This is a genomic window from Cobetia sp. ICG0124 (assembly GCF_004006355.1).
GTDB classification, from domain to species: domain Bacteria; phylum Pseudomonadota; class Gammaproteobacteria; order Pseudomonadales; family Halomonadaceae; genus Cobetia; species Cobetia marina.
The window spans coordinates 2,564,705-2,588,650 of sequence record NZ_CP024893.1 but is presented as its reverse complement, the minus strand read 5'-3'; the positions used below and the strand labels follow the sequence as shown (position 1 = coordinate 2,588,650).

Genomic DNA, 23,946 nt, shown 5'->3' with positions numbered 1-23,946 from the left:
TGATGGGCGAGGAGGCCGTGGTCAGGCCACTCGGCTGTCTCTGACGTCCATATCTACCACTGAGTTCAACGAGTCGAAGCATTGAATGTCTGAGTCTTCTGAAGGCGTATTGTACGTGGTCGCCACGCCGATTGGTAACCTCGATGACCTCAGCCCACGTGCCGCGCGGGTGCTGGGCGAAGTGGATCTGATCGCGGCTGAGGACACCCGCCACAGTGCCCGTCTGCTGCGCCATCTGGGGCTGGAAGTCCCCATGATGTCACTGCATGACCATAATGAGCGCGGGCGGGTCGATCAGCTGTGCGAGGCCCTGGAGGCGGGGCGGCGTGTCGCGCTGGTCTCCGACGCCGGGACGCCGCTGATCTCCGATCCCGGCTTCATCGTGGTGCGGGCGCTGCGGGAGCGCGGATTCAAGGTAGTCCCGCTTCCCGGCCCCTGCGCGTTGATTACCGCGCTCAGCGCTGCTGGCCTGCCGACGGATCGCTTCACCTTCGAGGGGTTTCTCGCTCACAAGGGTGGGCCACGTCAGGCGCGCCTCACGGCACTGCGTGAGGATAGCGCGACGCATGTGCTTTATGAGTCGCCTCACCGTATCCAGGCGTTGTTGAAGGATATCCACGACGTTCTCGGGGCGCGCCGAGTCGTGTTGGCACGTGAGCTGACCAAGACCTTCGAGACCTTCCTGGACGGGACGGCTGCTGAGCTGCTGGCGATGATGGAGGCGGATGGCGATCAGACGCGCGGTGAATTCGTGGTCATGATCGAAGGGGCTCCGGCACGTGAGGGCGACGAGGCTGCCAGCGTCGAGGGTGATGCGCTTCTCAAGGTGCTGTGGGAAGAGGGGGTCGGCGTCAAGCAGATGGCGGCGATCGCCGCTCGTCTGGTCGGCGGGCGCAAGAAGGCCTGGTATGCCAAGGCACAAGCCCTGAAGGATGCGGCGGAGCGCCAGCTTGTGGAAACGATGTGACACTGATAGTCTTGCGCGCTTGGGAGATGGCCAGACAGTCGCCGCCAGCGTGAGCTGGGGGAGGAAAGTCCGGGCTCCATAGGGCAAGGTGCCAGATAACGTCTGGGCGGCGTGAGCCGACGGCAAGTGCAGCAGAGAGAAGACCGCCTACGTCAGCTTCGGCTGGCCGGTAAGGGTGAAAGGGTGCGGTAAGAGCGCACCGCGCGTCTGGTAACAGTTCGCGGCGAGGTAAACCCCACCTGGAGCAAGACCAAATAGGCCCCCTATGCTGCTGCCCGCAGTGGGGGCGGGTTGGTTGCTTGAGCCCTGAAGTGATTCAGGGCCTAGATGAATGACTGTCCACGACAAGACCCGGCTTATCGGCCGTCTCCCGCCTAATATGGCGTCCGCCTTTACTGCCCGCAACGCGTGCCAAGGTCCCGAATTTCGTCATGTCCAAGCCCAGCGCTCCCTCCGTTCCCGAATCAGCCGCTGCCATGTCAGCCGCCGAATCCGAAGCTGCGGATCGCTTCGCGCATGTCAGTGTCATGCTCGATGGCGCGGTGGATGGGCTGATTCAGGACGTCTCCGGTGTCTATTTCGACGGTACTTTCGGGCGCGGCGGTCACTCACGCCTGATCCTGTCGCGTCTCGATGACGGTGGACGTCTGATCGCCTGTGATCGCGACCCCCAGGCATTGGCGGAAGCCGCCACCATCGAGGATTCCCGTTTTTCCATTCACGCCGGTGAATTTGCCCGCCTGGGCGAATATGCCGAGCGGGAAGGCGTGCATGGTCAGCTCGATGGCATTCTGCTGGATATCGGCGTGTCCTCGCCGCAGCTGGATGATGCCGAGCGTGGCTTCAGCTTCATGAATGATGGTCCGCTGGACATGCGCATGGACCCCACCAGTGGCGAGAGTGCCGCTGAGTGGTTGTCACGTGCCAGTGCCGAGGACATGGCGTGGGTCTTCAAGACCTACGGTGAGGAGCGCTATGCCAAGCGTCTTGCACGTGCGGTGGTCGAGCGTCGCGCCGAGCGTCCCATCACGCGGACCGGTGACTTCGCCAGCCTGATCAAGGACGCGCATCCCAACTGGGAGAAGCACAAGCACCCGGCGACGCGTGTCTTCCAGGCGATCCGCATCCATGTCAACGGCGAGCTGGATGAGTTGACCCGCGCGCTGGATGCTGGCCTGGAAGCCCTGAAACCGGGGGGAAGGCTGGTGGTGATCAGCTTCCATTCGCTGGAAGACCGTATCGTCAAACGCTTCATGCGCGACAAGGCGCGTGGCGATCAGGCGCCGCGTGGCATGCCCATTCGCGAAGATCAACTCAACAAGCGCCTCAAGCTGGTCGGCAAGGCTCAGAAGGCCTCCGAAAGCGAGGTGCAGGCGAACGTACGCTCACGCAGCGCCGTGATGCGCATCGCCGAGAAGCTGAAATAACGCCTCGTGGTGCAGATCACCGCGTTCAGAGTGATAAGGGAGTCAGCATGGCGGGACGCAAGCAGCAGGGCAGCTGGAGAGGGAACTGGCCGATCAGGTTCCAGATGCGTTGGCGTCATCTGTGCTTCGTGGTGCTGATGATCTGCCTGCTGGGATCCGCCGCTGCTGTCGTCGTAAGCTCCCATCTCTCGCGCGGCCAATACGCGCAACTCCAGAAGCTCGAGGCGGCGCGTGATGATGCGCGTGCTCGCTGGGGGCGCCTGCTGCTTGAGGAAAGTGCCTGGTCCGCCCCTGCGCGTATCGAGAGCATCAGTACCGAGCGTCTCGAGATGCGCGTACCGGATGTCCACGATGTCGAGGTCATTCGCTGATGGCCACACGTCGACCTCCTTCCTCGGACCCGCCGCCGCCGGGGCGCGCAAGAGTGCGCGTGGGCCCATGGGGTCCGCCCGCTATCGCATCATGCTGGGTATCGTGTTCGCAGGGCTCCTGGCCCTGGTGGGGCGTATCGGCTATTTGCAGCTCTTCGATCAGCAGTTCCTTCAGGATCAAGGGGATGCGCGCACCCTGCGCGTCGACAGCATCAACGCGCACCGTGGCATGATCACCGATCGCAGTGGCGAGCCGCTGGCCATCTCGACGCCGGTCATCACGCTGTGGGCGGACCCGCGTCTGGTGCCGGATGATCCGGTGCGCCTGTCACTGCTGGCACGCGCGCTCGGCCAGCAGCCTGACGACCTGATCCGCCGTGTGCGCCAATATCGTGATGCCGGCAAGGGCTTCATGTACATCAAGCGTCAGATGACCCCTCCTCAGGCACAACCCGCCATCGACCTGGATGTTCCGGGTGTCCACCACAAGCAGGAATACAAGCGTTACTACCCCTCGGGCGAGGTCTCCGCACAGCTGGTCGGCGTGACCAATGTCGATGACAAGGGCCAGGAGGGGCTTGAGCTTGCCTACAATTCCTACCTCTCCGGTACGCCGGGCAAGCGTCGCGTGCTCAAGGACCGCAAGGGACGCCTGGTGCGTGACCTGCATCTGATCAGCGAAGCCAAGCCTGGTGGTGATTTGACCCTCTCCATCGACCTGCGTCTTCAGTACATGGCCTACCGTGAGCTGAAGGCCGCCGTGGCCGAGCACCGTGCCGACGGTGGCACCCTGGTGATGATGGACGCTCGCACGGGAGAAGTGCTGGCGATGGTCAATCAGAAGTCCTACAACCCCAACAATCGTGCGGGGCTTGACCCTGCCGGTCTGCGCAACCGTGCGATCACCGATGCCTTCGAGCCGGGCTCGGTCATGAAGCCTCTGGCGATGAGTGCAGGTCTGGCCTCCGGCAAGTATCAGCCGGACTCGGTGATCGACACTACGCCGGGTTACATGCGGGTCGACCGCTTCACGATTCGCGATTTCCGCAATTACGGCAAGCTCGACATGGCCGGCATTCTCTATCACTCCTCCAACATCGGCATGAGCCGCATGGCGCTGAGCCTCGAGGATGACGCGGTATGGAATCGCTATTATGAGCTGGGTCTGGGGCAGGCGCCGGGTACCGGCTTCCCGGGCGAGACGACGGGCGTTCTGCCGGCCCCGACCAACTGGTCGCGCAGCAAGCGGGCCTCCATGTCCTACGGGTACGGGATCAGTGTCTCGGCCTTGCAGCTGGCCAGCGCCTATACCGCGCTGGCCAATGATGGTCGCCGGCTGGCGCCGTCGCTGCTCAAGGTGAATACCCCGCCGGTGGGGGATCAGATCATCTCGCCCGAGAATTCCCATGCCCTGCTCGGGATGATGGAGAAGATCGTCCAGCCCAATGGTCCCGCCAAGCGTGCCGTGGTCGAGGGCTACCGTATCGCGGGCAAGACGGGTACGGTGCGTAAGGTGACCTCCGGTGGCTATCAGAAGACGGCCTATCGCTCCTTGTTCGCCGGCATTGCGCCGGTGTCCGACCCGCGCATCGTGACCGTGGTGATGATCGAGAATCCCAAGGGCGAGGAATACTACGGGGGCCTAGTCGCGGCGCCGGTGTTCGGTCGCGTGGTCGGCAAGGCGCTGCGTCTTCTGGATGTGCCACCTGACAGCGCCGTCGGCGAGTGAGTCGTCTGGCTCGAGGGGCTCGGCGCGCAGCTCGGCGAGCTGGGACGACAGGCCTTTGGCGTGCCGGAGTCACTGACGCTGGTCGGCGTGACCGGCACCAACGGCAAGTCCTCCGTGACCCATTACATTGCCGAGTTTGCCGAGGCGCTCGGCATCCCCTCCGGCATGATCGGCACGCTGGGGATCGGCCGCCCTGGCGCGCTGGTCGCCGGCGAGCGCACCACGCCGGATGCACTCGCCGTCCAGGCGGCGCTCAAGGGCCTGAGCATGGCCGGTGCGGAACTGGTCGCGATGGAAGTCTCTTCCCATGCGCTGGACCAGGACCGTGTCAACGGCTGCCGCTTCACGGTGGCGGGCTATACCAATCTGTCGCGTGATCATCTGGATTACCACGGCAGCATGGCGGCATATGCCGCGGCCAAGGCCAAGCTCTTCAAGCGACCGGAACTCAAGCTTGCGGTGCTCAATGCCGATGATGCGCTGGCGCGTCTGATGCTGGCCGGCATGCAGCGCGGTGTGCGCGTGTTGGCGATGGGGCGTGACGAGGTGGCCACCCTGCGCGTGCTGGACGTCTTCCCCGAGCCGCTGGGGCAGGTGGCCGTGATCGCGACGCCTGACGGTGAGCGTGAGCTCGGCCTCAATCTGATGGGGCGCTTCAACCTCGACAATGCCCTGCTGGCGATGCTGATCCTGCATGGCCTCGGCCATTCGCTGGCGGACCTGTTCGCGGCGGCACCGCGTCTGACGCCGGTGCCGGGACGCATGCAGCGCCTGACCCGCGAGGGCGCGCCCGTGGTGGTGGTGGACTATGCCCACACCCCGGAGGCGGTCGAGACCGCGCTGACGGCACTGCGTGCCCATCTGCCGGCGCGTGATGATGCTCGGCTGTGGTGCGTGCTCGGCTGTGGCGGTGATCGCGACACCGGCAAGCGCCCGCTGATGGCGACGGCCGCCGAGCAGGGCGCCGATCGCGTCGTCATTACCGATGACAACCCGCGCAGTGAAGAGGCCGCTGTCATTCGTCAGCAGATGATGGATGGCATCCAGGCCCGGGAGCGCGCCCGGGAAATCGCCGGGCGCGCCGAGGCCATTGCCCAGGTCATCCGTGATGCAGGCGAACATGACGTGATTCTCATCGCCGGCAAGGGCCACGAGGATTACCAGGAAGTGGCGGGCGAGCGTCTGCCGTTCTCGGATGTCGCACATGCGGTGGCGGCGCTCGAGCGTCGTGCGCTCTCCACTCAGGAAGGTCTGGAGAGCGACGCATGAGTGCGTCAGTGCAGTCTCCTGGGCTGGAGTGCTTCGATGAGGTGGCTCAGCTGCTCTCGGCTCGGCTGCCTTCGGCGCTGGTCGGCCGGTCATTGGGGGCCATCGAGACGGATACCCGCAAGCTGTCCAGCCAGCGGTCGCCGCTTTTCGTGGCGCTGAAGGGCGAGCGTTTCGATGCCCATGACTTCCTGGCTCAGGCTCGTGACAATGGCGCGATCGCGGCGCTGGTCGAGCATCCGGTGGATGACCCGTTGCCGCAGATCGTGGTGCCTGACACGCGGCTCGCCTTCGGTCTGCTGGCGGCGGCACGTCGGCGAGCCTGGGGGCGGCCGTTGATCGCCGTGACCGGCAACAGCGGCAAGACCAGCGTCAAGGGACTGGTGCATGCCATCCTGGTACGTGATGCCGCGCGCTTCGACGCCGAGAGCCTTGCCACACAGGGCAACCTCAACAATGACTATGGTCTGCCGATGACGCTGCTGCGCCTGAACGATGCGCATCAGCATGGCGTCGTCGAGCTGGGCGCCAATCATCTCGGTGAGATCGCCTGGACCACCGCGCTGGCACGTCCACAGGTGGCGGTCATCACCAATGTCACCGGTGCTCACGTCGGGGAATTCGGTGGCATGGGGCAGATCGCCCAGGCCAAGGGCGAGATTCTTGCCGGACTCAGTCCGCTGGGGGGGCGCCGTCCGGTGGCGGTACTCAATCGTGATGATGTCTATTTCACGCTCTGGCAGGCGCTGGCAGTGACGGGGCAGGCGGTGGATATCATCGACTTCAGCGTCGCGGAGCGTCGCGGACCTGGCGGAGAGTTCGGCACGCCTGCAGGCACGCAAGCTAGGCGCGGATGAGCTCGGGCGTTATGCTTTCGAACTGACGTTTGACGGCCACTCGCTGGGGCGGGTCCAGCTTGCCCTGCTGGGACGGCACAATGTCGCCAATGCGTTGGCGGCAGCCGCTGCCTGTCTGGCGCTGGGCGTGGACAGCCAGCTGGTCATCGAGGGGCTCGAGAGCGCCGAGAGCGTTCCGGGTCGCCTGGGGGTCGTGGAAGGACACAATGGGGCTCGTCTGCTCGATGACAGCTACAACGCCAACCCTGGGGCCATGCTGGCCGCGCTGGAGCTGTTGGCGAGCCTTCCTGCTCCGCGCTGGTGCCTGATGGGCGCCATGGGCGAGCTGGGCGAGGACGCCGAGCGGCTGCACGCCGAGGTGGGCGCCTACGCCCGCAAGCTCGGTATCGATTTCGTTGCCACCTGTGGTGAAAAGGCCAGAGCGACTGCCGAGGCCTTCGGCGCAGGTGGCATGCATTTCAAGGAGCGGGCGGAGCTTGAAGCTTACGCCCGTACCCATCTACCCACCGGGGCCAGTGTTCTGGTCAAGGGGTCTCGTAGCGCAGGCATGGAACATGTCGTTGCCGCGCTCAAGGTCGACGCATCAAGGTGAATGTGAGTCATGCTGCTGCTGCTTGCTGAGTTTCTGGCCCAATTCAATGGCGCCTTTACGGTTTTCAATTATCTGACCCTGCGTGTGGTGCTGGCCACGCTGACGGCCTTGTTGCTGTGCCTGTGGCTCGGCCCCTGGGTCATCCGCAAGCTGGTGGATGGCCAGATCGGCCAGGCCGTGCGTGATGATGGCCCTCAGTCCCACCTGTCCAAGGCCGGTACGCCGACCATGGGCGGCGTGATGATCCTGCTGTCGATGGCCGTCTCGACCCTGCTGTGGGGCGACCTGACCAATCTGTATGTCTGGGTGGTGCTGGCGGTCACATTGGGCTTCGGTGCGGTCGGCTGGGTGGATGACTACCGCAAGGTGGTGGAGAAGAATCCCCGTGGCCTGCCGGCGCGCTGGAAGTATTTCTGGCAGTCGGTGGTGGGCATCGGGGCGGCCGTGGTGCTGTACCTGACGGCTTCCACGCCTGCCGAGACAGCACTGCTGGTGCCGTTCTTCAAGGATGTCGTCATCCCGCTGGGCATCTTCTACATGGTGCTGACCTATTTCGTGATCGTCGGCAGCTCCAATGCCGTCAATCTGACCGATGGCCTCGATGGGCTGGCGATCATGCCGACCGTGCTGGTGGCCATGGGGCTTGCGATCTTCGCCTACGCCTCGGGCAACCTGAAGTTCGCGGAGTATCTGCACATTCCGTTCATTGCCGGTTCCGGCGAGCTGGCGGTGTTCTGTGCCACCATCGCGGGCGCCGGCCTGGGTTTTCTGTGGTTCAACACCTATCCCGCCCAGGTCTTCATGGGCGATGTGGGCGCCTTGGCTCTCGGTGCGGCACTGGGCGTGGTCGCGGTCATCGTGCGTCAGGAAATCGTGCTGTTCATCATGGGGGGCGTCTTCGTGATGGAGACCGTCTCGGTCATCCTGCAGGTCGGCTCCTACAAGCTGACCGGACGACGCATCTTCCGCATGGCGCCGCTGCATCACCACTTCGAACTCAAGGGCTGGCCGGAGCCGCGCGTCATCGTGCGCTTCTGGATCATCACCGTCGTGCTGGTGCTGCTTGGCCTGGCCACACTCAAGGTTCGCTGAGGACGCTTTCGCGATGACCCTCTCTGTCACCTCCCACGCACCGGCCTCGCCGGTGCCTGCCGAAGGACCGACCCTGGTGGTCGGTCTTGGTGTCTCCGGACAGGCGATCGCTCGCCATCTGAGTGATCGTGGCATCGATTTTGCCGTCGCCGATACCCGCAGTGCACCGCCGGGGCTCGAGAATCTGCACGAGCATGCACCGCAGGCCGAGGTCCATCTCGGGCCGCTGGAAGCGCTGGATCTGTCACGCTTTGGTGAGGTGGTGCTCAGTCCGGGCATCGACCCGCGTCAGGCCGTGTTTGACCCGGTACGCGAGCGCCTGGTCGGCGAGATCGCGCTGTTCGTGCGGGCACTCGATGAACGCCAGGCCCGGGATGCGCAGGGAAGGCGGCCGACGCTGGTCGCCATCACCGGTTCGAACGCCAAGTCCACCGTCACCACGCTGGTGGCGAGGATGGCCGAGCGGGCAGGCCGTGACGTGGCGGTCGGTGGCAACCTGGGCACCGCCGCGCTGACGCTGCTGCGTGAGCAGCCCGATGCCGAACTGTATGTGCTGGAACTGTCATCCTTTCAGCTCGAGACCACGCCCGAGCTCAAGGCAGATGTCGCCTGCTTCCTGAATCTCTCCGAAGACCATCTCGATCGCCATGACGGCATGCGCGGCTATCAGGCCGCCAAGCGTGCCATCTTCCGCGGGGCGGGCCTGGCGGTCATCAATGCCGACGATGCCTGGAGCTGGCCGGCCGAGGAGGATGCAGTGGCGCGCGCCAGCTTCAGCGTACGCCTGAATGAGGGCTGAATGGCGTCTGGCGGAGCAGGACGGCACGCTCATGCTGTGTCACGTGGCATCCGAAGGCCTGCATGGCGTGATGCCTGCCGCGCAGGTGCGTCTGGCCGGGCGTCACAATCAGGCCAACGCGCTGGCGGCGCTGGCGATGGGCACGGCGATCGGTCTCGCGCAGGAGGCCATGGTGGCCGAACTCGAGCGCTTCGCGGGGCTGCCGCACCGGGGCGAGCTGATCGCTGACGTGGCAGGCGTGCGCTGGATCAACGATTCCAAGGGCACCAACGTCGGCGCGACGCTGGCGGCGATCGCCGGTCTCGGTCCGACACTCGATGGCAAGCTGATTCTGCTGGCCGGTGGCCAGGGCAAGGGCGCGGACTTCACGCCGTTGGCCGCGCCGCTGGCACGCTTTGCGCGTGAGGCGGTGCTTTTCGGACAGGATGCAGAGCGCCTGTCGCTGGCACTGGAGGATAGCCTTCGCGTCAGCCGGGTCGCGACGCTGACGGAAGGCATGGCCCATGCTCAGCGAGTCGCTCGGCCGGGAGATTGCGTGCTGCTGTCACCTGCCTGCGCCAGTCTCGATCAGTTCCCCAATTACATGGTGCGCGGCGATGCGTTTCGTGACTGGGTGTCGGAGCATGTGATGGACGCGGGCAACGAGGGCGAAGCGGATGGGTGACAAGGCCAGTCGAGTGCGTCAGGCGATGAGTACCGAGCAGCAGCCAGTGGATGGCTGGCTGGTCTTCGCGGCATTGGCGATTCTGTGTATCGGCTGGGTGATGGTCACCTCGGCTTCCAGCGAGATCTCCAGCGAGCGCTTTGACGGCAACGCCTTCTACTACAGCATGCGTCACGGCATCTTCATTCTGATCGGGCTGGTGGCGGCCTATTGCACGCTGCGCATACCGATGTCGGCCTGGCAGCAACGCAGTTTCGCGATGCTGATGCTGGGGTTCGTGTTGCTGGTGGTCGTGCTGGTGGTCGGGCGTGAGATCAACGGCGCCAAGCGCTGGATTCCCTTGCCGGTGATCGGCGGGGTGCAGGCCTCCGAGGTCGCCAAGTTGTGCCTGATGATGTGGCTGGCGGGGTATCTGGATCGGCGTCTCGACAAGGTGCGCGCCAGTGTCGTCAATGGTCTCGTGCTGCCCTGCATGCCCTTGATGCTGATGATTCTCTTGCTGGCACTGGAGCCTGACTTCGGGTCCATCGTGGTGATGGGCGGTGCGGTGATGGGCATGCTGCTGCTGGCGGGGGTCGCCTGGTGGGGCTTCATCGTCCTTCTGGCAGCGGCCATCGGCGGCGGTTGGTCGCTGGCGATCGCCGAACCCTATCGCTGGGAGCGCCTGACCACCTATACCGACCCGTGGGCGAACATGTACGACAGCGGCTATCAGCTGACCCAGGCCCTGATCGCCTTCGGGCGAGGACACCTGAGCGGCATGGGGCTGGGCAACAGCGTGCAGAAACTCTTCTATCTGCCCGAAGCGCATACCGATTTCGTGTTCGCGGTACTGGCCGAGGAACTGGGATTGATCGGTGCCACGGCGGTGGTCGGGCTGTTCGCGCTCCTGATCTATCGGGCCTTCAAGATCGCCCGACGTGCCGAGCTTGCCGGCTTGCCGTTCAGCGCCTACCTCGGCTACGGTATCGCCCTCGTGCTGGGGGCCCAGGCCTTCATCAACATCGGGGTCGCCAGTGGATTACTGCCGACGAAGGGGCTGACGCTGCCGCTGATGAGCTATGGGGGCTCCAGCTTGATCGTCAGCTGCATACAGATCGCCATTCTGATGCGAATCGATACGGAAGTTCGTCTGCTGACGCGCGGCAAGAGTCCCGCGCGGCGCAAGACCGGCAAGTCGCCCGAGACCACGCAAGGAGCCAAGGCATGACGTCATCTTCTTCTGCAGTGCCTGCGGCTGATGCCTCGCGACCCGAGACCTCTGACGCCCCTGCTGACACGCCCTCTGCCGGCATCGTGCTGATGATGGCTGGAGGGACGGGGGGGCATGTGATACCGGCGTTGTCGCTGGCGCGTGCTCTCGCCAGCCAAGGACATGAAATCCACTGGCTGGGCAGTCCGCGTGGCATCGAGAACCGACTGGTTCCGGAGGCGGGGTATCCGCTGCATCGAGTGGAAGTGGCTGGGCTGCGTGGCAAGGGGCTTGCCGGCTATGCGGCGATCCCATTTCGCCTGACCCGCGCCGTTCTGCAGGCGCGACGCATCATCCGTGAACTCAAGCCGGTGCTGGTCGTCGGGCTGGGAGGCTTTGCCAGCGGTCCTGGCGGACTGGCGGCACGCCTGGAGGGCATTCCGCTGGTGATCCATGAGCAGAATGCCATCGCCGGACTGACCAACAAGGTGTTGGCCCGGATGGCAACGCGGGTCTACGCCGCCTTTCCCGGCGCCTTCCCTGCCGCCATCGCTGCGCAGGTGGTGGGCAATCCGGTGCGCGACGAGATCGCCGCCGTCGGTGCGCGACCGCTTCACCTGCTGGTGATGGGGGGCTCGCTGGGCGCCCAGGCACTCAACGAGCAGCTGGCGCCGGCGCTGGCACTGTTGCCGGCGTCCTCGCGCCCCCTGGTGCGCCATCAGGCCGGGCGTGACAAAGAGGAGGCGACCGTTGCCGCCTATCAGGCCGCCAGTGTCACGGCCGAGGTCAGCGAGTTCATCACCGACATGGCCGAAGCCTATGCCTGGGCGGATCTGGTGGTGTGTCGCTCGGGTGCCTTGACGGTCGCTGAGCTTGCCGCTGCCGGACGACCCGCCATCTTCGTGCCGTTCCCGCATGCCGTGGATGATCACCAGACCGTCAATGCGGCGGTGATGGTCACGGCCGACGCGGCGCGTCTGATTCCCCAGAATACGCTGAATGCCCAGCGTCTCGCCGAGACGCTGGGGGAATTGCTGGATCCCAAGATACTCACTGGCATGGCCGCTCGCGCCCGCGAAAGTGCGGAACTCGACGCGGTAGCGACCATGCTGGCAGGCTGCATGGAGACTCGCCTTGAACGCTAGGAATTCTGATCGTGGTGTCGGCATGCGCCGCATCCGTCGCATCCACTTCGTCGGCATCGGCGGCGTGGGCATGTGTGGTATCGCTGAAGTACTGAGCAACATGGGGTATGAGGTCAGCGGCAGTGACCTCAAGGAGTCCACCGTGACGGCGCACCTGCGGGATTGTGGTGTGCGCGTGGCGATCGGTCATGCGGCTGTCAACGCGGAAGGCAGCGATGTGGTGGTGGTCTCGACGGCAGTGGATACCAGCAACCCGGAAGTGGCCTGGGCGCGTGACCATCGGGTGCCGGTGGTACGTCGTGCCGAGATGCTGGCGGAGCTGATGCGATTCCGTCAGGGGATCGCCATTGCCGGCACGCATGGCAAGACCACCACGACCAGCCTGACGGCCACGCTGCTTGCGGAGGGCGGCATGGACCCGACCTTCGTCATCGGTGGCAAGTTGACCAGCGCCGGTACGAATGCACGCCTGGGGGAAGGGGAATACCTCGTGGCCGAGGCGGATGAGTCCGACGCCTCCTTCCTGCACCTGCAGCCGCTGATCTCGGTGGTCACCAACATCGATGCCGACCACATGGCGACCTATGAGGGTGACTTCAATCGCCTCAAGGACACCTTCATCGAGTTCCTGCACAACCTGCCGTTCTACGGCCTGGCGGTGCTGTGTCTCGATGACGCCAATGTCCGCGAGCTGCTGCCGCGCGTGCAGCGCCAGTTCGTGACCTATGGCTTCAGCGAGGATGCCGATTATCGCATCAGCGACTTCCGCCAGGGCGGCGGTCAGCTGAGCTTCACTGCGCTGCGTCCGGAGGGGCATGCGCCACTGGAGATCACGCTGGCCATGCCGGGTGAGCACAACGCGCTCAACGCTCTGGCGGCCATCGCGATCGCCACCGATGTCGGCGTGAGCGATGACGCGATAGCGCGTGCGCTGGCCAGCTTCGCCGGTGTGGGTCGTCGCTTCCAGGTGCATGGTGAATTCGCGGCACCCAATGGCGAGCAGAGCGTGATGCTGGTCGATGACTACGGCCATCACCCGCGAGAAGTGGAAATGGTGATCCGTGCCGTGCGTGCCGGCTGGCCGGAGCGTCGGTTGGTGATGGCCTATCAGCCTCACCGTTACTCGCGCACCCATGATCTCTACGAGGATTTCGTGCGGGTGCTGTCCGAGGTCGATACCCTGCTGCTGCTGGATGTCTACAGCGCAGGAGAGGCGATGATTCCGGGGGCCGACGGCCGCTCTCTGGCCGGCTCGATCCGTCAGCGTGGGCAGGTGGATCCGCTGTTCGTCGAGCACAAGCGTGCGTTGCCGAGTCTGCTCAACAATGTGCTGCGCCCGGGCGATATTCTGATCACCCAGGGGGCGGGTGATGTCGGCGGCATCGCCCTGTCACTGGCCGGTGCGGATCTCAAGCTTTCCGAGGTGGCGCTATGACCGGACCGCGGTGAAGCCGGAAATGGCGACACGCTATGGTCGCGTCGTGGTGCTGTTCGGTGGAGTGAGTGCCGAGCGTGAGGTATCGCTGAAGAGTGGTGCGGCGGTGCTCGCGGCCCTGGAAGGGGCCGGCCTCGATGTGCAGGGGTACGACATGGCCCATGGCCTGGCCGGTCTGGAGGCGCTGCGCGCAGACCGCGTCTTCATCGCCATGCATGGACGTGGTGGCGAGGATGGCACTCTGCAGGGGGCGCTTGACCTTCTGGGCATTCCCTATACGGGGAGTGGCGTGCTGGCCTCCGCGCTGGGGATGGACAAGCTGCGCACCAAGAAGCTCTGGGATGTCGAAGGCTTGCCGACGCCACGCTCCTGTCGCCTGGCGGCGGACACTGACTGGCAGAATGTGCTCGAGACGCTCGGTACGCCGGTAGTGGTCAAGCCGGTGCACGAAGGCTCGACGCTGGGCATCCATATCGTCGAGGAGGCTGGCGCTCTCAAGGCCGCCTGGCAGGATGCCTGTCGTTTCGATGGTGTCGTCATGGCCGAGCAGTTCATCAAGGGGCCGGAATATACGGTCTCGGTGCTGGACGGTGAGGTGTTGCCGGCCATTCGCATCGAAGCGGACAGCGGTTTCTACGATTACGATGCCAAGTACGTGACCGATACCACTCGCTACCTGCTGCCCTGCGGTCTGGAGGCTGCGCGCGAAGCCGAACTGGCGACTCTCTCGCTCAAGGCATTCAACGTGCTGGGCTGCGAGGGCTGGGGGCGTGTCGATGTGATGGAAGATGCGGACGGCGCCTTCTGGCTGCTGGAAGTCAACACCTCGCCGGGCATGACCGATCACAGCCTCGTGCCACAGGCAGCCGCGCATGTGGGGCTGGATTTCACGGCGCTGGTACTGCGGATTCTCGACACGACGCTGACCGAGCGTCATGACGTCGCCGCGTCCGCCTGCCCACAGAGCGAACACTGACCCATGGCGGCGCGTAGCTCTGCAGGTGCACTGTTCGGCCTGGTGCTGGGAGCGGCACTGATGGTGGCGGGTGGCCAGGCATTGTGGACCTGGCTGGACCGCCCCATCGAGCGAGTCACCATCAAGGGTGACTTCGAACACGTGAGCGCCGCCTATCTCCAGCGCCATATCGCGCCGTTGATTCGCGGACAAAGCTGGCTCTCTGTCCCGCTGGGGGAAGTTCGGCGTCGCGCTCTGGCGATCGACTGGCTGAGTGAGGTGAGCATTTCGCGTCGCTGGCCGGATACACTCGAATTCGAGCTGTTCGAGCAGCAGCCGGTGGCCTACTGGAATGACGGTGAGTTGATCAACGTGAGAGGCGAGGCCTTCAAGGCAGCCCCTGTCACCCAGCTGGGAAATCTGCCGAATCTGGCAGGCCCCAAGGGTAGCGGTTCCGAGGTGCTGGCCGAGCTGGACGCGCTGCAGAGCCAGTTGGGCGGTCTGGGGCTCAATGTCTCCCAGTTGCGTCTCGAGCCACGTGGCGCCTGGCGTTTTCAGGTCAATGACAGCGTCTGGGTCATGCTGGGTCGCAATGACAGGGAGGCCCGTCTGGCTCGCTTCATGGCAGCCTGGCAGCGTCAATTGGGGGGGCAGGCGTCGCAGATTCGCTACATTGACCTCCGCTATCCCAACGGCGTAGCCGTGGCGTGGCATGGCGAGACGACAGCACTGGAAGAAAGCAACGGTTGAGGGAGAATCGGCGACACTTCAGAACGAAGGTCTTGAGGCGCTGATATTAGTGAAATGGAGTTATCTCCAGTTTCATTTCGGGACAATCCCGCCTATTCTAGCGGGGATTTGCGCCTCCTGGTATTTTCGCGCTATTTTTTTCATGACGAACCAGAATCAAGGAGCTGGCCCGACCTATGGCAGGACATTCCAAATCACAGGATATGGTGGTCGGGCTGGACATCGGAACCTCCAAGGTGGTCGCGATCGTGGGGCAACCGACCGACGATGGTGGCATCGAAATTGCGGGTATCGGTTCACATCCTTCACGCGGCATGAAGAAGGGTGTCGTCATCAATATCGAGTCGACCGTGCAATCGATCCAGCGCGCGGTGGAGGAAGCTGAATTGATGGCGGGCTGCGATATCCACTCGGTATACGTGGGGATTGCCGGCAGTCATATCAGCTCGATGAACTCCGATGGTGTGGTCGCGATCAAGGATCGTGAAGTGACACCGTCCGATATCGAACGAGTCATCGATTCGGCGCGTGCACGGGCAATCTCCGAGGGGCAGCGGATTCTTCATGTGCTGCCGCAGGAATATGCCATTGATCGTCAGGAAGGTATTCGTGAACCGCTCGGGATGTCCGGTGTGCGCCTTGAAGCGCGGGTGCATCTGGTCACGGCGGCGTTGAATGCCGTACAGAATATCGAGAAATGCGTTCGTCGTTGTGGTCTTGAAGTCGACGATATCATTCTCGAACAGCTCGCCTCGAGTCATGCGGTATTGACCGAGGATGAGCGCGAGCTGGGAGTCTGCATGGTGGATATCGGTGGCGGGACGACCGACATCGCGGTGTTCACCGAAGGTGCCATTCGTCATACGGCCGTGATTCCCATCGCGGGAGATCAGGTAACGAATGATATCGCGATGGCACTCCGTACGCCGACCCAGTACGCTGAAGAAATAAAGGTCAAGTATGCCTGTGCTCTGACACAGCTGGCGTCCAGCGACGAGACGATCAAGGTGCCCAGTGTCGGTGATCGACCGGCCCGTGATCTGTCCCGCCAGGCGTTGGCGGAAGTGGTCGAGCCCAGGTATGAGGAACTCTTCACCCTGGTCCGCGATGAGCTGCGTCGCAGTGGTTATGAAGATCTCGTGGCAGCGGGTGTGGTACTGACGGGCGGTACATCACGCATGGAAGGTGTGGTGGAACTGGCGGAGGAGATCTTCCACATGCCGGTTCGCATTGCCTGCCCGCAGAATGTGCGTGGACTGGCAGATGTGGTCCGTAATCCGATTTATTCCACGGGTGTGGGTTTGCTACATTACGGGATGAAACAGGAGCGGCATACGCCATCCTCGACTGCGGTCGCGGTGCGCAGGGAGGAATCTGCCGCACGACGCGTTCACGGCCATGAGCACGACACCTCCACGCTGGAGCGGATCAAGGGCTGGTTCAAGGGAAATTTCTGACAGGGATTACAGAAAGACTGTGATCCAGGAGACAGGGCATATGTTCGAACTGGTAGATAACGCACCCTCCAGCAGCGCGGTCATCAAGGTGATCGGTGTTGGTGGCGGCGGTGGTAACGCCGTCAATCACATGGTCGAGAGCAATATCGAAGGCGTCGAATTCATCTGCGCCAATACCGATGCTCAAGCGCTCAAGCGCGTGGCCGCCAAGACAGTCCTTCAGCTCGGCAGCGAGATCACCAAGGGTCTCGGCGCTGGCGCCAACCCGGAAGTGGGTCGTCAGGCGGCGATGGAAGATCGTGAGCGTATCGTCGAGCTGCTGCAAGGCGCCGACATGGTCTTCATCACCGCAGGCATGGGGGGTGGTACCGGTACCGGGGGCGCTCCTGTCGTGGCACAGGTAGCCAAGGAACTGGGCATCCTGACGGTCGCGGTCGTGACGCGTCCCTTCCCGTTCGAGGGGCCGCGTCGTCAGAAGGCGGCCGAGCAGGGCATGAAGGAGCTGTCCGAGCATGTCGATTCCCTGATCACCATCCCCAACGAGAAGCTGCTCTCGGTCCTCGGCAAGAGCGCCAGCCTGCTGAGTGCCTTCAGTGCGGCCAACGATGTACTGCTGGGCGCTGTCCAGGGCATCGCTGAGCTGATCACCAGCCCGGGCATCATCAACGTCGACTTTGCCGACGTGCGCACCGTCATGTCCGAGATGGGCATGGCCATGATGGGAACCGGTGATGCCGTCGGTGAGAACCGCGCTCGCGAGGCGGCCGAGAAAGCCATTCGCAGCCCGCTGCTTGAGGATATCGATCTTCACGGCGCGCGCGGCATCCTGGTCAACATCACGGCAGGCCCGGACCTCTCCATCGGTGAGTTCAACGATGTCGGTGCCACCGTGCAGGAGTTCGCTTCTCCGGACGCGACCATCGTGGTGGGTACCTCCATCGACATGGACATGAGCGACGAGCTGCGTGTCACCGTCGTGGCGGCGGGTCTCGATGGCCGTGTCGAGAAGCCGGCTGCGCGTGAAACCGCACCGGCCAAGCGCACGGTGGAGAAGCCGGCTGATTATCGCAGCCTCCAGACGCCGACGGTCACCCGTCAGGCCAAGGAAGAGCAGCAGCAGGCCGCAATGGTGCCCCCGTGGCAATGTTGAATTTCCCTATCAGCGGTAGGTGACAATTTGTTGAATACCTGCTTTGCTGTTATCATGAACACTGTTTCCAAATTCAGGCTGACTGGCTATCTCCCTATGATTCGACAAAAAACGCTTCAGAATACGATCCGCGCAACAGGCGTTGGTCTGCACTCCGGTGACAAGGTCTATCTGACCCTGCGCCCGGCTCCGGTCAACACGGGTATCGTCTTCGTGCGTACCGACCTCGAGCCGCATGCACACATCCGTGCCGATGCCACGGGGGTGCGTGACACCACCATGTGTACTGCCGTTTCCAACGGTCAGGACAAGGTGATGACTGTCGAGCACCTGATGTCCGCCTTCGCCGGTCTCGGGATCGACAACTGCTTCGTCGAGCTCTCCGCGCAGGAAGTGCCGATCATGGACGGCAGCGCCGGTCCGTTCGTCTTCCTTATCCAGTCCGCTGGTATCCAGGAGCAGTCCGCGCTCAAGAAGTTCATCCGCATCAAGCGCGAGATCGAAGTGCGTGATGGCGACAAGGTCGCGACCTTCCTGCCGCACAACGGCTTCAAGGTGTCCTTCACCATCGACTTCGATCACCCGGTGTTCGAGCAGCAGAAGCAGACCACCACGGTCGACTTCTCCACGACCTCCTTCGTCAAGGAAGTGTCTCGCGCTCGTACTTTCGGTTTCATGCGTGATCTTGAATTCCTGCGCTCCCAGAACCTCGCGCTGGGCGGCAGCCTCGACAACGCCATCGTGGTGGATGATTACCGCATCCTCAACGACGAAGGTCTGCGTTATGACGATGAGTTCGTCAAGCACAAGGTGCTGGATGCCATCGGCGACCTGTATCAGCTGGGCCACAGCCTGATCGGGGAATTCCGTGGCTACAAGTCAGGCCACGGCCTGAACAACCTGCTGTGCCGTGCCCTGCTCGAGAATGCAGACAGCTACGAGATCGTGACCTTCGACAATGCCGAAGCGATGCCGATTTCCTACGCCTCACCGGCACTTGCCGTCTGAACTGTGACCTAGCCCGTCCAGCCTGATGTCAGACTTCGGTCCTTGCCAGCCGAAGCATGGAAACGATCACAAGCGCGCCGCCCTCATGGGCGGCGCGCTTGTTTGTCTTCATGAGCATGTGCTGCCAGACGCTCAAGCGAGCGGCGCAGGTGTTCATCCCGGGTGTGGGAGGCACAGTCCAACAGATGCTCCGCTGCCGCAGCAGGGAGATGCCTGGGCTGTTGAGCCGGTACGAAGACAGGACGAACGGGGCGGACCTTGAAGTTGAGGCGCGTGAGTGCGGCAAGCTCGGGGATCTCGCGCAGGACGCTGATCAGCCTGCGCTGCTCATAACGTAGCCAGGTCAGCCAGGAGGCACGATTGGTGATCAGTGTCAGGGTTCCTTCGTGATAGCCCCCGACGAAGACCTGCTCCTGCATGTCCGTGGGCAGGGCCTCACGCAGATGCCACTGGGCCTGCTCCAGCATTCGCGCCTGGCGCATGACGTTGCCAAGCTGGCCCTTGCCGTTCAAGAGGCGCGCCGCGGGCTGGGCGCGGAAACGCTTAGCCTTTATACTCATGGGCTTGCATGCCGGTTCAGTGGTTTCCGGCAATCTATCATGAGCAGGAGTCCGGCAACAGCATGAGCCATGACGACGCCATAGCACGCTCGAGACCGTTGCCGGCTTCCGGTAGCGGCAGCGCGCGTCGCTGGTCGGTGCGCACGGCACCGCGCTGGCTGCTGGCTGGCCTGCTGATCAGCTGTCTGTTCCCCGCTGGCTTGAGCGCCGCGCAGGTCGAGCGCGTCAATCTGACCCTGGCCAGCATCCAATTGCTGGCGCCGGGCGTGATTCGCGCCGAGAGCCGCCGTCAGAGCCTGCGTTCACTGCGCCGACTCATCCGTCCCGGTGCTCAGAGAAGTCCCAATCTTTCGCGTCAACGACGCTTTGTCTCCTGTGCTCGCGTACTGCTGCGCGGATTGGCGAATGCCATGTCCCCGCGCGCACCACCTCTGGTGTCCTGAGGGCACGGACAGGGATAGATGATGCTGGGTAAATTTCTGACCAAGGTAGTGGGCTCCAAGAACGACCGTGAGGTGAAGCGACTGCGCAAGCGGGTCAATGCCGTCAATGCCCTCGAGGAAAGTCTCGAATCACTGTCGGATGAGGCGCTGACGGGCAAGACGGCTGAATTCCGTGAGCGCCTTGCGCAAGGCGAGAACCTCGACAAGCTGTTGCCGGAGGCCTTCGCCACCGTGCGTGAGGCCAGCAAGCGCATCATGGGCATGCGTCACTTTGATACCCAGATGGTAGGCGGCATCGCGCTGCATGAAGGGCGCATCGCCGAGATGAAGACAGGCGAAGGCAAGACGCTGGTGGGGACACTCGCCGTTTACCTGAATGCCCTGGCTGGTGAAGGCGTTCACGTGGTGACGGTCAATGATTACCTGGCCACGCGTGATGCCAACTGGATGCGTCCGCTGTATGAATTCCTCGGGCTGAGCGTGGGCGTCATCTTCTCCGGCCAGAACAACGAGGACAAGCGTGCCGCCTACCAGGCCGACATCACCTACGGCACCAACAATGAATACGGTTTCGATTACCTGCGCGACAACATGGCATTCGCGCTGGAAGACAAGGTCCAGCGCAAGCTGCACTACGCCATCATCGATGAGGTCGACTCCATCCTGATCGATGAGGCGCGCACGCCGCTGATCATTTCCGGTCCGGTGGAGGAGAATACCGACCTCTACAAGATCATCGATCGCATGGCGCGTGAGCTCGTGCAATGCACTGACGAAGAAGACCCGGAGAGTGGCGATTTCACTCTCGATGAGAAGCAGAAGCAGGTCGAGCTGACCGAGCAGGGCCACCAGAAGGTCGAGTCACTGCTGCGTGCCCAGGAATTGCTCGGCGAGGAAGACTCTCTTTACGCCGCCCAGAACCTGAGTCTGCTGCATCATGTGCACTCCGCGCTGCGTGCCCAGAATCTGTTCGTGCGGGACGTCGACTACATCGTCCACAACGGCGAGGTGGTGATCGTCGACGAGCATACCGGCCGCACCATGGTAGGTCGTCGTTGGTCCGAGGGCCTGCATCAGGCCGTCGAGGCCAAGGAAGGCGTGGCGATCCAGAAGGAAAGCCAGACGCTGGCCTCGACCACCTTCCAGAACTACTTCCGTCTCTACGAGAAGCTGGCCGGCATGACCGGTACCGCCGATACCGAGGCCTTCGAATTCCGTCAGATCTACAACCTCGACGTGATGGTGATCCCCACCAACAAGCCCATCGCGCGCAAGGACATGAATGATCTGGTCTATCTGACCGCGGAAGAGAAGTTCAACGCCATCATCGAGGATGCCCGCGAGAAGGTCGCGGAAGGTCGTCCGGTGCTGGTCGGTACGGCATCAGTCGAGACCTCCGAACTGCTGTCCCAGATGATGCACAAGGCTGGCGTGAAGCATCACGTCCTGAATGCCAAGCAACACGTCAGTGAGGCTGCCATCATCGCCCAGGCGGGTCGTCCGGGCGCGGTGACCATCGCGACCAACATGGCCGGTCGTGGTACCGACATCATGCTGGGCGGCAACTGGGAAGCCGAGCTTGCCGAGCTGGAAGCGCCGACCGAAGAGCAGATCAACGAGATCAAGCATGGCTGGCAGGAGCGTCACGAAGCCGTGCTGGCGGCGGGCGGTCTGCACGTGATCGGCTCCGAGCGTCACGAATCCCGTCGTATCGACAACCAGCTGCGCGGTCGTGCCGGTCGCCAGGGTGACCCGGGCTCCACGCGCTTCTTCCTGTCGCTGGAAGACAGCCTGATGCGCCTGTTCGGCTCCGATCGCGTTCAGCGCCTCATGGGCGCGCTGGGGCTCGAGAAGGGCGAAGCGATCGAGCACAAGATGGTCTCCAATGCCGTCGAGCGCGCGCAGAAGAAGGTCGAGGGTCGCAACTTCGACGTGCGCAAGCAGCTGCTTGAGTACGATGATGTCGCCAACGATCAGCGCAGCGTGATCTACGAGCAGCGCAACGACATTCTGGAAGCCGACGAGATCGCCGAGAACATCGCCGGTATCCGCCGTGAAGTGCTGGACGACGCCATTTCCATGCGCGTGCCGCCGCAGAGCCTGCCGGAGCAGTGGGATCTTCCGGGGCTCGAGAATGACCTCAAGACGGACTTCAACCTCGACCTGCCGCTCGTGCAATGGGCGGAAGAGGATGAGCACTTCCATGAAGAGACTCTGCGCGAACGACTGCAGACGGCACACGAGGAACTCTATGCCGGCAAGGTAGAGGCTGTCGGTCCCGAGCTGATGCGCCGCTTCGAGAAGCAGGTCATGCTGCAGGTGCTCGATACGCGTTGGAAAGAGCATCTGCAGGCGATGGACAACCTGCGACGCGGTATCCACCTGCGTGGCTACGCTCAGAAGAATCCCAAGCAGGAATACAAGCGCGAGGCGTTCGAACAGTTCCAGTCATTGCTGGTCAACATCAAGGCTGACGTGGTGCGCATTCTGAGTCACGTCCAGGTACGTCGTCAGGAAGAGGTCGACACGCTGGAAGAGGAGCGTCGTGCCAATCTCGAGCGCGAGCAGGCCAGTGCCGAGACGCGTCGCGTGGAAGATGACACCGTCAGCGATGAGAGCGTTCAGGCTGCCGAGGAGATCGTCGAGGCGCAGTACGGTGCGGCACCGCAGGCGCAGGGCGACAATGAGCCGATGCGCCGTGATGTCCCCAAGGTTGGCCGCAATGATCCGTGCCCCTGCGGTTCCGGCAAGAAGTACAAGCAGTGCCATGGCAAGCTGAGCTGAGATTGTAGTGACAGGACAACGCGACTGGAGACGTGAACGATGGCGGTAGGGCCTTCCACTTTCCCCGCAGACATGCCGGAAATTTCCGGCCTGCAGATCGGGGTTGCTGAAGCCGGTATCAAGAAGCCGGGGCGACGTGATCTGGTGATCATGGCGCTCGATGCAGGATCGCGTCTCGCGGGGACCTTCACGCGCAATGCCTTCTGTGCGGCACCGGTGCATGTCGCGCGTCGACATCTCAAGGCCGAGATCGATGGGCCGCGCTATCTGGTGATCAACACCGGCAACGCCAACGCGGGGACAGGTGAGCAGGGCATGACAGACGCGCTTGCTACCTGTGAGTTCCTGGCCGATGTCGCGGGTTGTGATGCACAGGCCGTTCTGCCGTTCTCCACCGGCGTGATCGGTGAGCCCTTGCCGATGGATCGTCTGACCGGCGCACTGCCGACGGCCTTCGCGGCATTGGGCAAGGGGAATTGGTCCGACGCGGCACACGGCATCATGACCACCGATACCCGGCCCAAGGGCAGCTGGCGTAGCGTGACGCTGGCCAATGGCGAGTGTGTCACCATTGCCGGGGTTTCCAAGGGCTCTGGCATGATCTGCCCCAACATGGCGACCATGCTGGGCTTCGTGGCCACTGACGCGGATCTCGCCATCGATCAGTCTGCGCTGGATGAGATGCTGCGCCGGGTCGTGGTCAGAAGCTTCAACAGCATCACGGTGGATTCCGATACCTCGACCAATGATGCGTGCATGCTGGCTGTCACGGCCAGGGCCGCTCGGGTCGAGGGTGAGGATCTGGTCGCCTTCGAGGCTGCGCTGGCCGACGTCATGCTCGAGCTGGCGCAGGCCATCATCCGTGATGGTGAAGGGGCGACCAAGTTCGTCACCCTCGAGGTGGAGGAAGCGCGCTCCGTGGAAGAGGCGCGTGCGGTCGGCTTCACCGTGGCTCACTCGCCACTGGTCAAGACGGCTCTCTACGCCAGTGATGCCAACTGGGGACGAATTCTGGCGGCCGTCGGACGGGCGCCGTTGGAGAATCTTGAGGTTGACGGCGTTGCGATCACGCTCAACGGCGTGAGCATCGTCGAGCAGGGCGGACGAGCCGCCAGCTATACCGAGGCTGCCGGCAGTGCTGCCATGGCCGAGGAAGAGCTGGTGATCGGTATCCGCCTGGGGCGTGGCCAGCAGAAGGCGCGTATCTGGACATCGGATCTGTCCCACGATTACGTCTCGATCAATGCCGATTATCGTAGCTGATGCCTGAGGGCAGAGGCTTACGCTGAAACGGTAATGCAAC

General features: G+C 63.3%; 21 protein-coding genes, 1 other RNA gene and 1 pseudogene. 22 read left to right on the top strand and 1 reads right to left on the bottom strand.

Features of this window, described 5'->3' with window-relative positions; genetic code table 11:
• Positions 1-85 precede the first annotated feature (85 nt).
• The 19 genes and pseudogenes from rsmI to lpxC all read left to right on the top strand — a co-directional run bounded on the left by rsmI (position 86) and on the right by lpxC (position 18,856).
• A complete protein-coding gene (gene rsmI, locus CU110_RS12115; protein WP_127736149.1) occupies positions 86-967 on the top strand; it encodes a 16S rRNA (cytidine(1402)-2'-O)-methyltransferase in 882 nt (293 codons plus the stop codon).
• Between the two features lie 22 nt (positions 968-989).
• Positions 990-1,342: RNase P RNA component class A (rnpB, locus tag CU110_RS12110), an RNA gene on the top strand.
• A gap of 101 nt (positions 1,343-1,443) precedes the next feature.
• On the top strand, positions 1,444-2,394 hold the full coding sequence (gene rsmH / locus CU110_RS12105; RefSeq protein ID WP_077371665.1) for a 16S rRNA (cytosine(1402)-N(4))-methyltransferase RsmH: 951 nt from the start codon (positions 1,444-1,446) through the stop codon (positions 2,392-2,394).
• 47 nt (positions 2,395-2,441) lie between these two features.
• A complete protein-coding gene (ftsL, locus tag CU110_RS12100; RefSeq protein WP_077371668.1) occupies positions 2,442-2,765 on the top strand; it encodes a cell division protein FtsL in 324 nt (107 codons plus the stop codon).
• Positions 2,766-2,832: 67 nt separating this feature from the next.
• Complete coding sequence (locus tag CU110_RS16285; protein ID WP_077371671.1) at positions 2,833-4,494, top strand: penicillin-binding protein 2; 1,662 nt, start codon at positions 2,833-2,835, stop codon at positions 4,492-4,494.
• Between the two features lie 36 nt (positions 4,495-4,530).
• A pseudogene (locus CU110_RS16280) lies at positions 4,531-5,763 on the top strand (UDP-N-acetylmuramoyl-L-alanyl-D-glutamate--2,6-diaminopimelate ligase); the annotation flags it as partial.
• Complete coding sequence (locus tag CU110_RS17235; RefSeq protein ID WP_240665379.1) at positions 5,760-6,617, top strand: Mur ligase family protein; 858 nt, start codon at positions 5,760-5,762, stop codon at positions 6,615-6,617. The pseudogene CU110_RS16280 and the gene CU110_RS17235, both read left to right, overlap by 4 nt.
• Positions 6,618-6,711: 94 nt before the next feature.
• A complete protein-coding gene (locus CU110_RS17230) occupies positions 6,712-7,209 on the top strand; it encodes a cyanophycin synthetase (RefSeq protein WP_240665378.1) in 498 nt (165 codons plus the stop codon).
• 9 nt (positions 7,210-7,218) lie between these two features.
• On the top strand, positions 7,219-8,301 hold the full coding sequence (gene mraY, locus CU110_RS12085) for a phospho-N-acetylmuramoyl-pentapeptide-transferase (protein ID WP_077371680.1): 1,083 nt from the start codon (positions 7,219-7,221) through the stop codon (positions 8,299-8,301).
• A gap of 13 nt (positions 8,302-8,314) precedes the next feature.
• Entirely contained in the window at positions 8,315-9,100 is a 786-nt protein-coding gene (locus tag CU110_RS18065) for a Mur ligase family protein (protein ID WP_346427138.1), read from the top strand.
• Complete coding sequence (locus CU110_RS18060; RefSeq protein ID WP_346427137.1) at positions 9,090-9,764, top strand: cyanophycin synthetase; 675 nt, start codon at positions 9,090-9,092, stop codon at positions 9,762-9,764. Before CU110_RS18065 ends, CU110_RS18060 begins: the two co-directional genes overlap by 11 nt.
• Complete coding sequence (gene ftsW / locus CU110_RS12075) at positions 9,757-10,974, top strand: putative lipid II flippase FtsW (RefSeq protein WP_077371685.1); 1,218 nt, start codon at positions 9,757-9,759, stop codon at positions 10,972-10,974. The genes CU110_RS18060 and ftsW overlap by 8 nt, the downstream gene beginning before the upstream one ends.
• 95 nt (positions 10,975-11,069) lie before the next feature.
• Positions 11,070-12,101: an undecaprenyldiphospho-muramoylpentapeptide beta-N-acetylglucosaminyltransferase gene (gene murG / locus CU110_RS12070; protein WP_127736895.1), complete on the top strand. Its 1,032-nt coding sequence runs from the start codon at positions 11,070-11,072 to the stop codon at positions 12,099-12,101.
• A 22-nt stretch (positions 12,102-12,123) separates the two neighbouring features.
• Positions 12,124-13,536: a UDP-N-acetylmuramate--L-alanine ligase gene (murC, locus tag CU110_RS12065; RefSeq protein ID WP_084209210.1), complete on the top strand. Its 1,413-nt coding sequence runs from the start codon at positions 12,124-12,126 to the stop codon at positions 13,534-13,536.
• Between the two features lie 22 nt (positions 13,537-13,558).
• Positions 13,559-14,512, top strand: a complete 954-nt coding sequence (locus tag CU110_RS12060) for a D-alanine--D-alanine ligase (RefSeq protein ID WP_084209794.1) — start codon at positions 13,559-13,561, stop codon at positions 14,510-14,512.
• 3 nt (positions 14,513-14,515) lie between these two features.
• A complete protein-coding gene (locus CU110_RS12055; RefSeq protein ID WP_077371691.1) occupies positions 14,516-15,241 on the top strand; it encodes a cell division protein FtsQ/DivIB in 726 nt (241 codons plus the stop codon).
• A gap of 176 nt (positions 15,242-15,417) precedes the next feature.
• Positions 15,418-16,698 (top strand): cell division protein FtsA, encoded by a 1,281-nt coding sequence (ftsA, locus tag CU110_RS12050; RefSeq protein ID WP_077371694.1) that lies wholly within the window; start codon positions 15,418-15,420, stop codon positions 16,696-16,698.
• 40 nt (positions 16,699-16,738) lie between these two features.
• A complete protein-coding gene (gene ftsZ, locus CU110_RS12045; RefSeq protein WP_127736146.1) occupies positions 16,739-17,848 on the top strand; it encodes a cell division protein FtsZ in 1,110 nt (369 codons plus the stop codon).
• 96 nt (positions 17,849-17,944) lie between these two features.
• Entirely contained in the window at positions 17,945-18,856 is a 912-nt protein-coding gene (gene lpxC, locus CU110_RS12040) for a UDP-3-O-acyl-N-acetylglucosamine deacetylase (RefSeq protein ID WP_065392615.1), read from the top strand.
• Between the two features lie 83 nt (positions 18,857-18,939).
• On the opposite strand, the gene CU110_RS12035 is transcribed toward lpxC, so the two are convergent.
• Entirely contained in the window at positions 18,940-19,416 is a 477-nt protein-coding gene (locus CU110_RS12035) for a DciA family protein (protein ID WP_127736143.1), read from the bottom strand.
• 62 nt (positions 19,417-19,478) lie between these two features.
• Here CU110_RS12035 and CU110_RS12030 point away from each other — a divergent pair, with 62 nt between their 5' ends.
• The 3 genes from CU110_RS12030 to argJ are packed head-to-tail and all read left to right on the top strand — an operon-like array spanning position 19,479 to position 23,906.
• Positions 19,479-19,859 carry a hypothetical protein gene (locus CU110_RS12030; protein WP_127736140.1) on the top strand — a complete coding sequence of 127 codons (381 nt, stop codon included), beginning with the start codon at positions 19,479-19,481 and terminating at the stop codon, positions 19,857-19,859.
• A 21-nt stretch (positions 19,860-19,880) separates the two neighbouring features.
• On the top strand, positions 19,881-22,643 hold the full coding sequence (gene secA / locus CU110_RS12025) for a preprotein translocase subunit SecA (RefSeq protein WP_084209793.1): 2,763 nt from the start codon (positions 19,881-19,883) through the stop codon (positions 22,641-22,643).
• A gap of 39 nt (positions 22,644-22,682) precedes the next feature.
• Complete coding sequence (gene argJ, locus CU110_RS12020) at positions 22,683-23,906, top strand: bifunctional glutamate N-acetyltransferase/amino-acid acetyltransferase ArgJ (protein ID WP_084209208.1); 1,224 nt, start codon at positions 22,683-22,685, stop codon at positions 23,904-23,906.
• The last annotated feature ends 40 nt before the right edge of the window (positions 23,907-23,946 follow it).

Bases quoted from the DNA above. Each gene is read 5' to 3' on its own strand.
- CU110_RS16285 (WP_077371671.1), top strand. From the start codon at position 2,833: ATGGGGTCCGCCCGCTATCGCATCATGCTGGGTATCGTGTTCGCAGGG.
- CU110_RS18060 (WP_346427137.1), top strand. From the start codon at position 9,090: ATGAGGGCTGAATGGCGTCTGGCGGAGCAGGACGGCACGCTCATGCTG.
- secA (WP_084209793.1), top strand. From the start codon at position 19,881: ATGCTGGGTAAATTTCTGACCAAGGTAGTGGGCTCCAAGAACGACCGT.
- rsmH (WP_077371665.1), top strand. From the start codon at position 1,444: ATGTCAGCCGCCGAATCCGAAGCTGCGGATCGCTTCGCGCATGTCAGT.
- murG (WP_127736895.1), top strand. From the start codon at position 11,070: ATGGCTGGAGGGACGGGGGGGCATGTGATACCGGCGTTGTCGCTGGCG.
- CU110_RS12055 (WP_077371691.1), top strand. From the start codon at position 14,516: ATGGCGGCGCGTAGCTCTGCAGGTGCACTGTTCGGCCTGGTGCTGGGA.
- ftsA (WP_077371694.1), top strand. From the start codon at position 15,418: ATGGCAGGACATTCCAAATCACAGGATATGGTGGTCGGGCTGGACATC.
- CU110_RS17235 (WP_240665379.1), top strand. From the start codon at position 5,760: ATGAGTGCGTCAGTGCAGTCTCCTGGGCTGGAGTGCTTCGATGAGGTG.
- ftsW (WP_077371685.1), top strand. From the start codon at position 9,757: ATGGGTGACAAGGCCAGTCGAGTGCGTCAGGCGATGAGTACCGAGCAG.
- CU110_RS12060 (WP_084209794.1), top strand. From the start codon at position 13,559: ATGGCGACACGCTATGGTCGCGTCGTGGTGCTGTTCGGTGGAGTGAGT.
- ftsZ (WP_127736146.1), top strand. From the start codon at position 16,739: ATGTTCGAACTGGTAGATAACGCACCCTCCAGCAGCGCGGTCATCAAG.
- CU110_RS12030 (WP_127736140.1), top strand. From the start codon at position 19,479: ATGAGCCATGACGACGCCATAGCACGCTCGAGACCGTTGCCGGCTTCC.
- mraY (WP_077371680.1), top strand. From the start codon at position 7,219: ATGCTGCTGCTGCTTGCTGAGTTTCTGGCCCAATTCAATGGCGCCTTT.
- murC (WP_084209210.1), top strand. From the start codon at position 12,124: ATGCGCCGCATCCGTCGCATCCACTTCGTCGGCATCGGCGGCGTGGGC.
- ftsL (WP_077371668.1), top strand. From the start codon at position 2,442: ATGGCGGGACGCAAGCAGCAGGGCAGCTGGAGAGGGAACTGGCCGATC.
- lpxC (WP_065392615.1), top strand. From the start codon at position 17,945: ATGATTCGACAAAAAACGCTTCAGAATACGATCCGCGCAACAGGCGTT.
- CU110_RS12035 (WP_127736143.1), bottom strand. From the start codon at position 19,416: ATGAGTATAAAGGCTAAGCGTTTCCGCGCCCAGCCCGCGGCGCGCCTC.
- rsmI (WP_127736149.1), top strand. From the start codon at position 86: ATGTCTGAGTCTTCTGAAGGCGTATTGTACGTGGTCGCCACGCCGATT.
- argJ (WP_084209208.1), top strand. From the start codon at position 22,683: ATGGCGGTAGGGCCTTCCACTTTCCCCGCAGACATGCCGGAAATTTCC.
- CU110_RS18065 (WP_346427138.1), top strand. From the start codon at position 8,315: ATGACCCTCTCTGTCACCTCCCACGCACCGGCCTCGCCGGTGCCTGCC.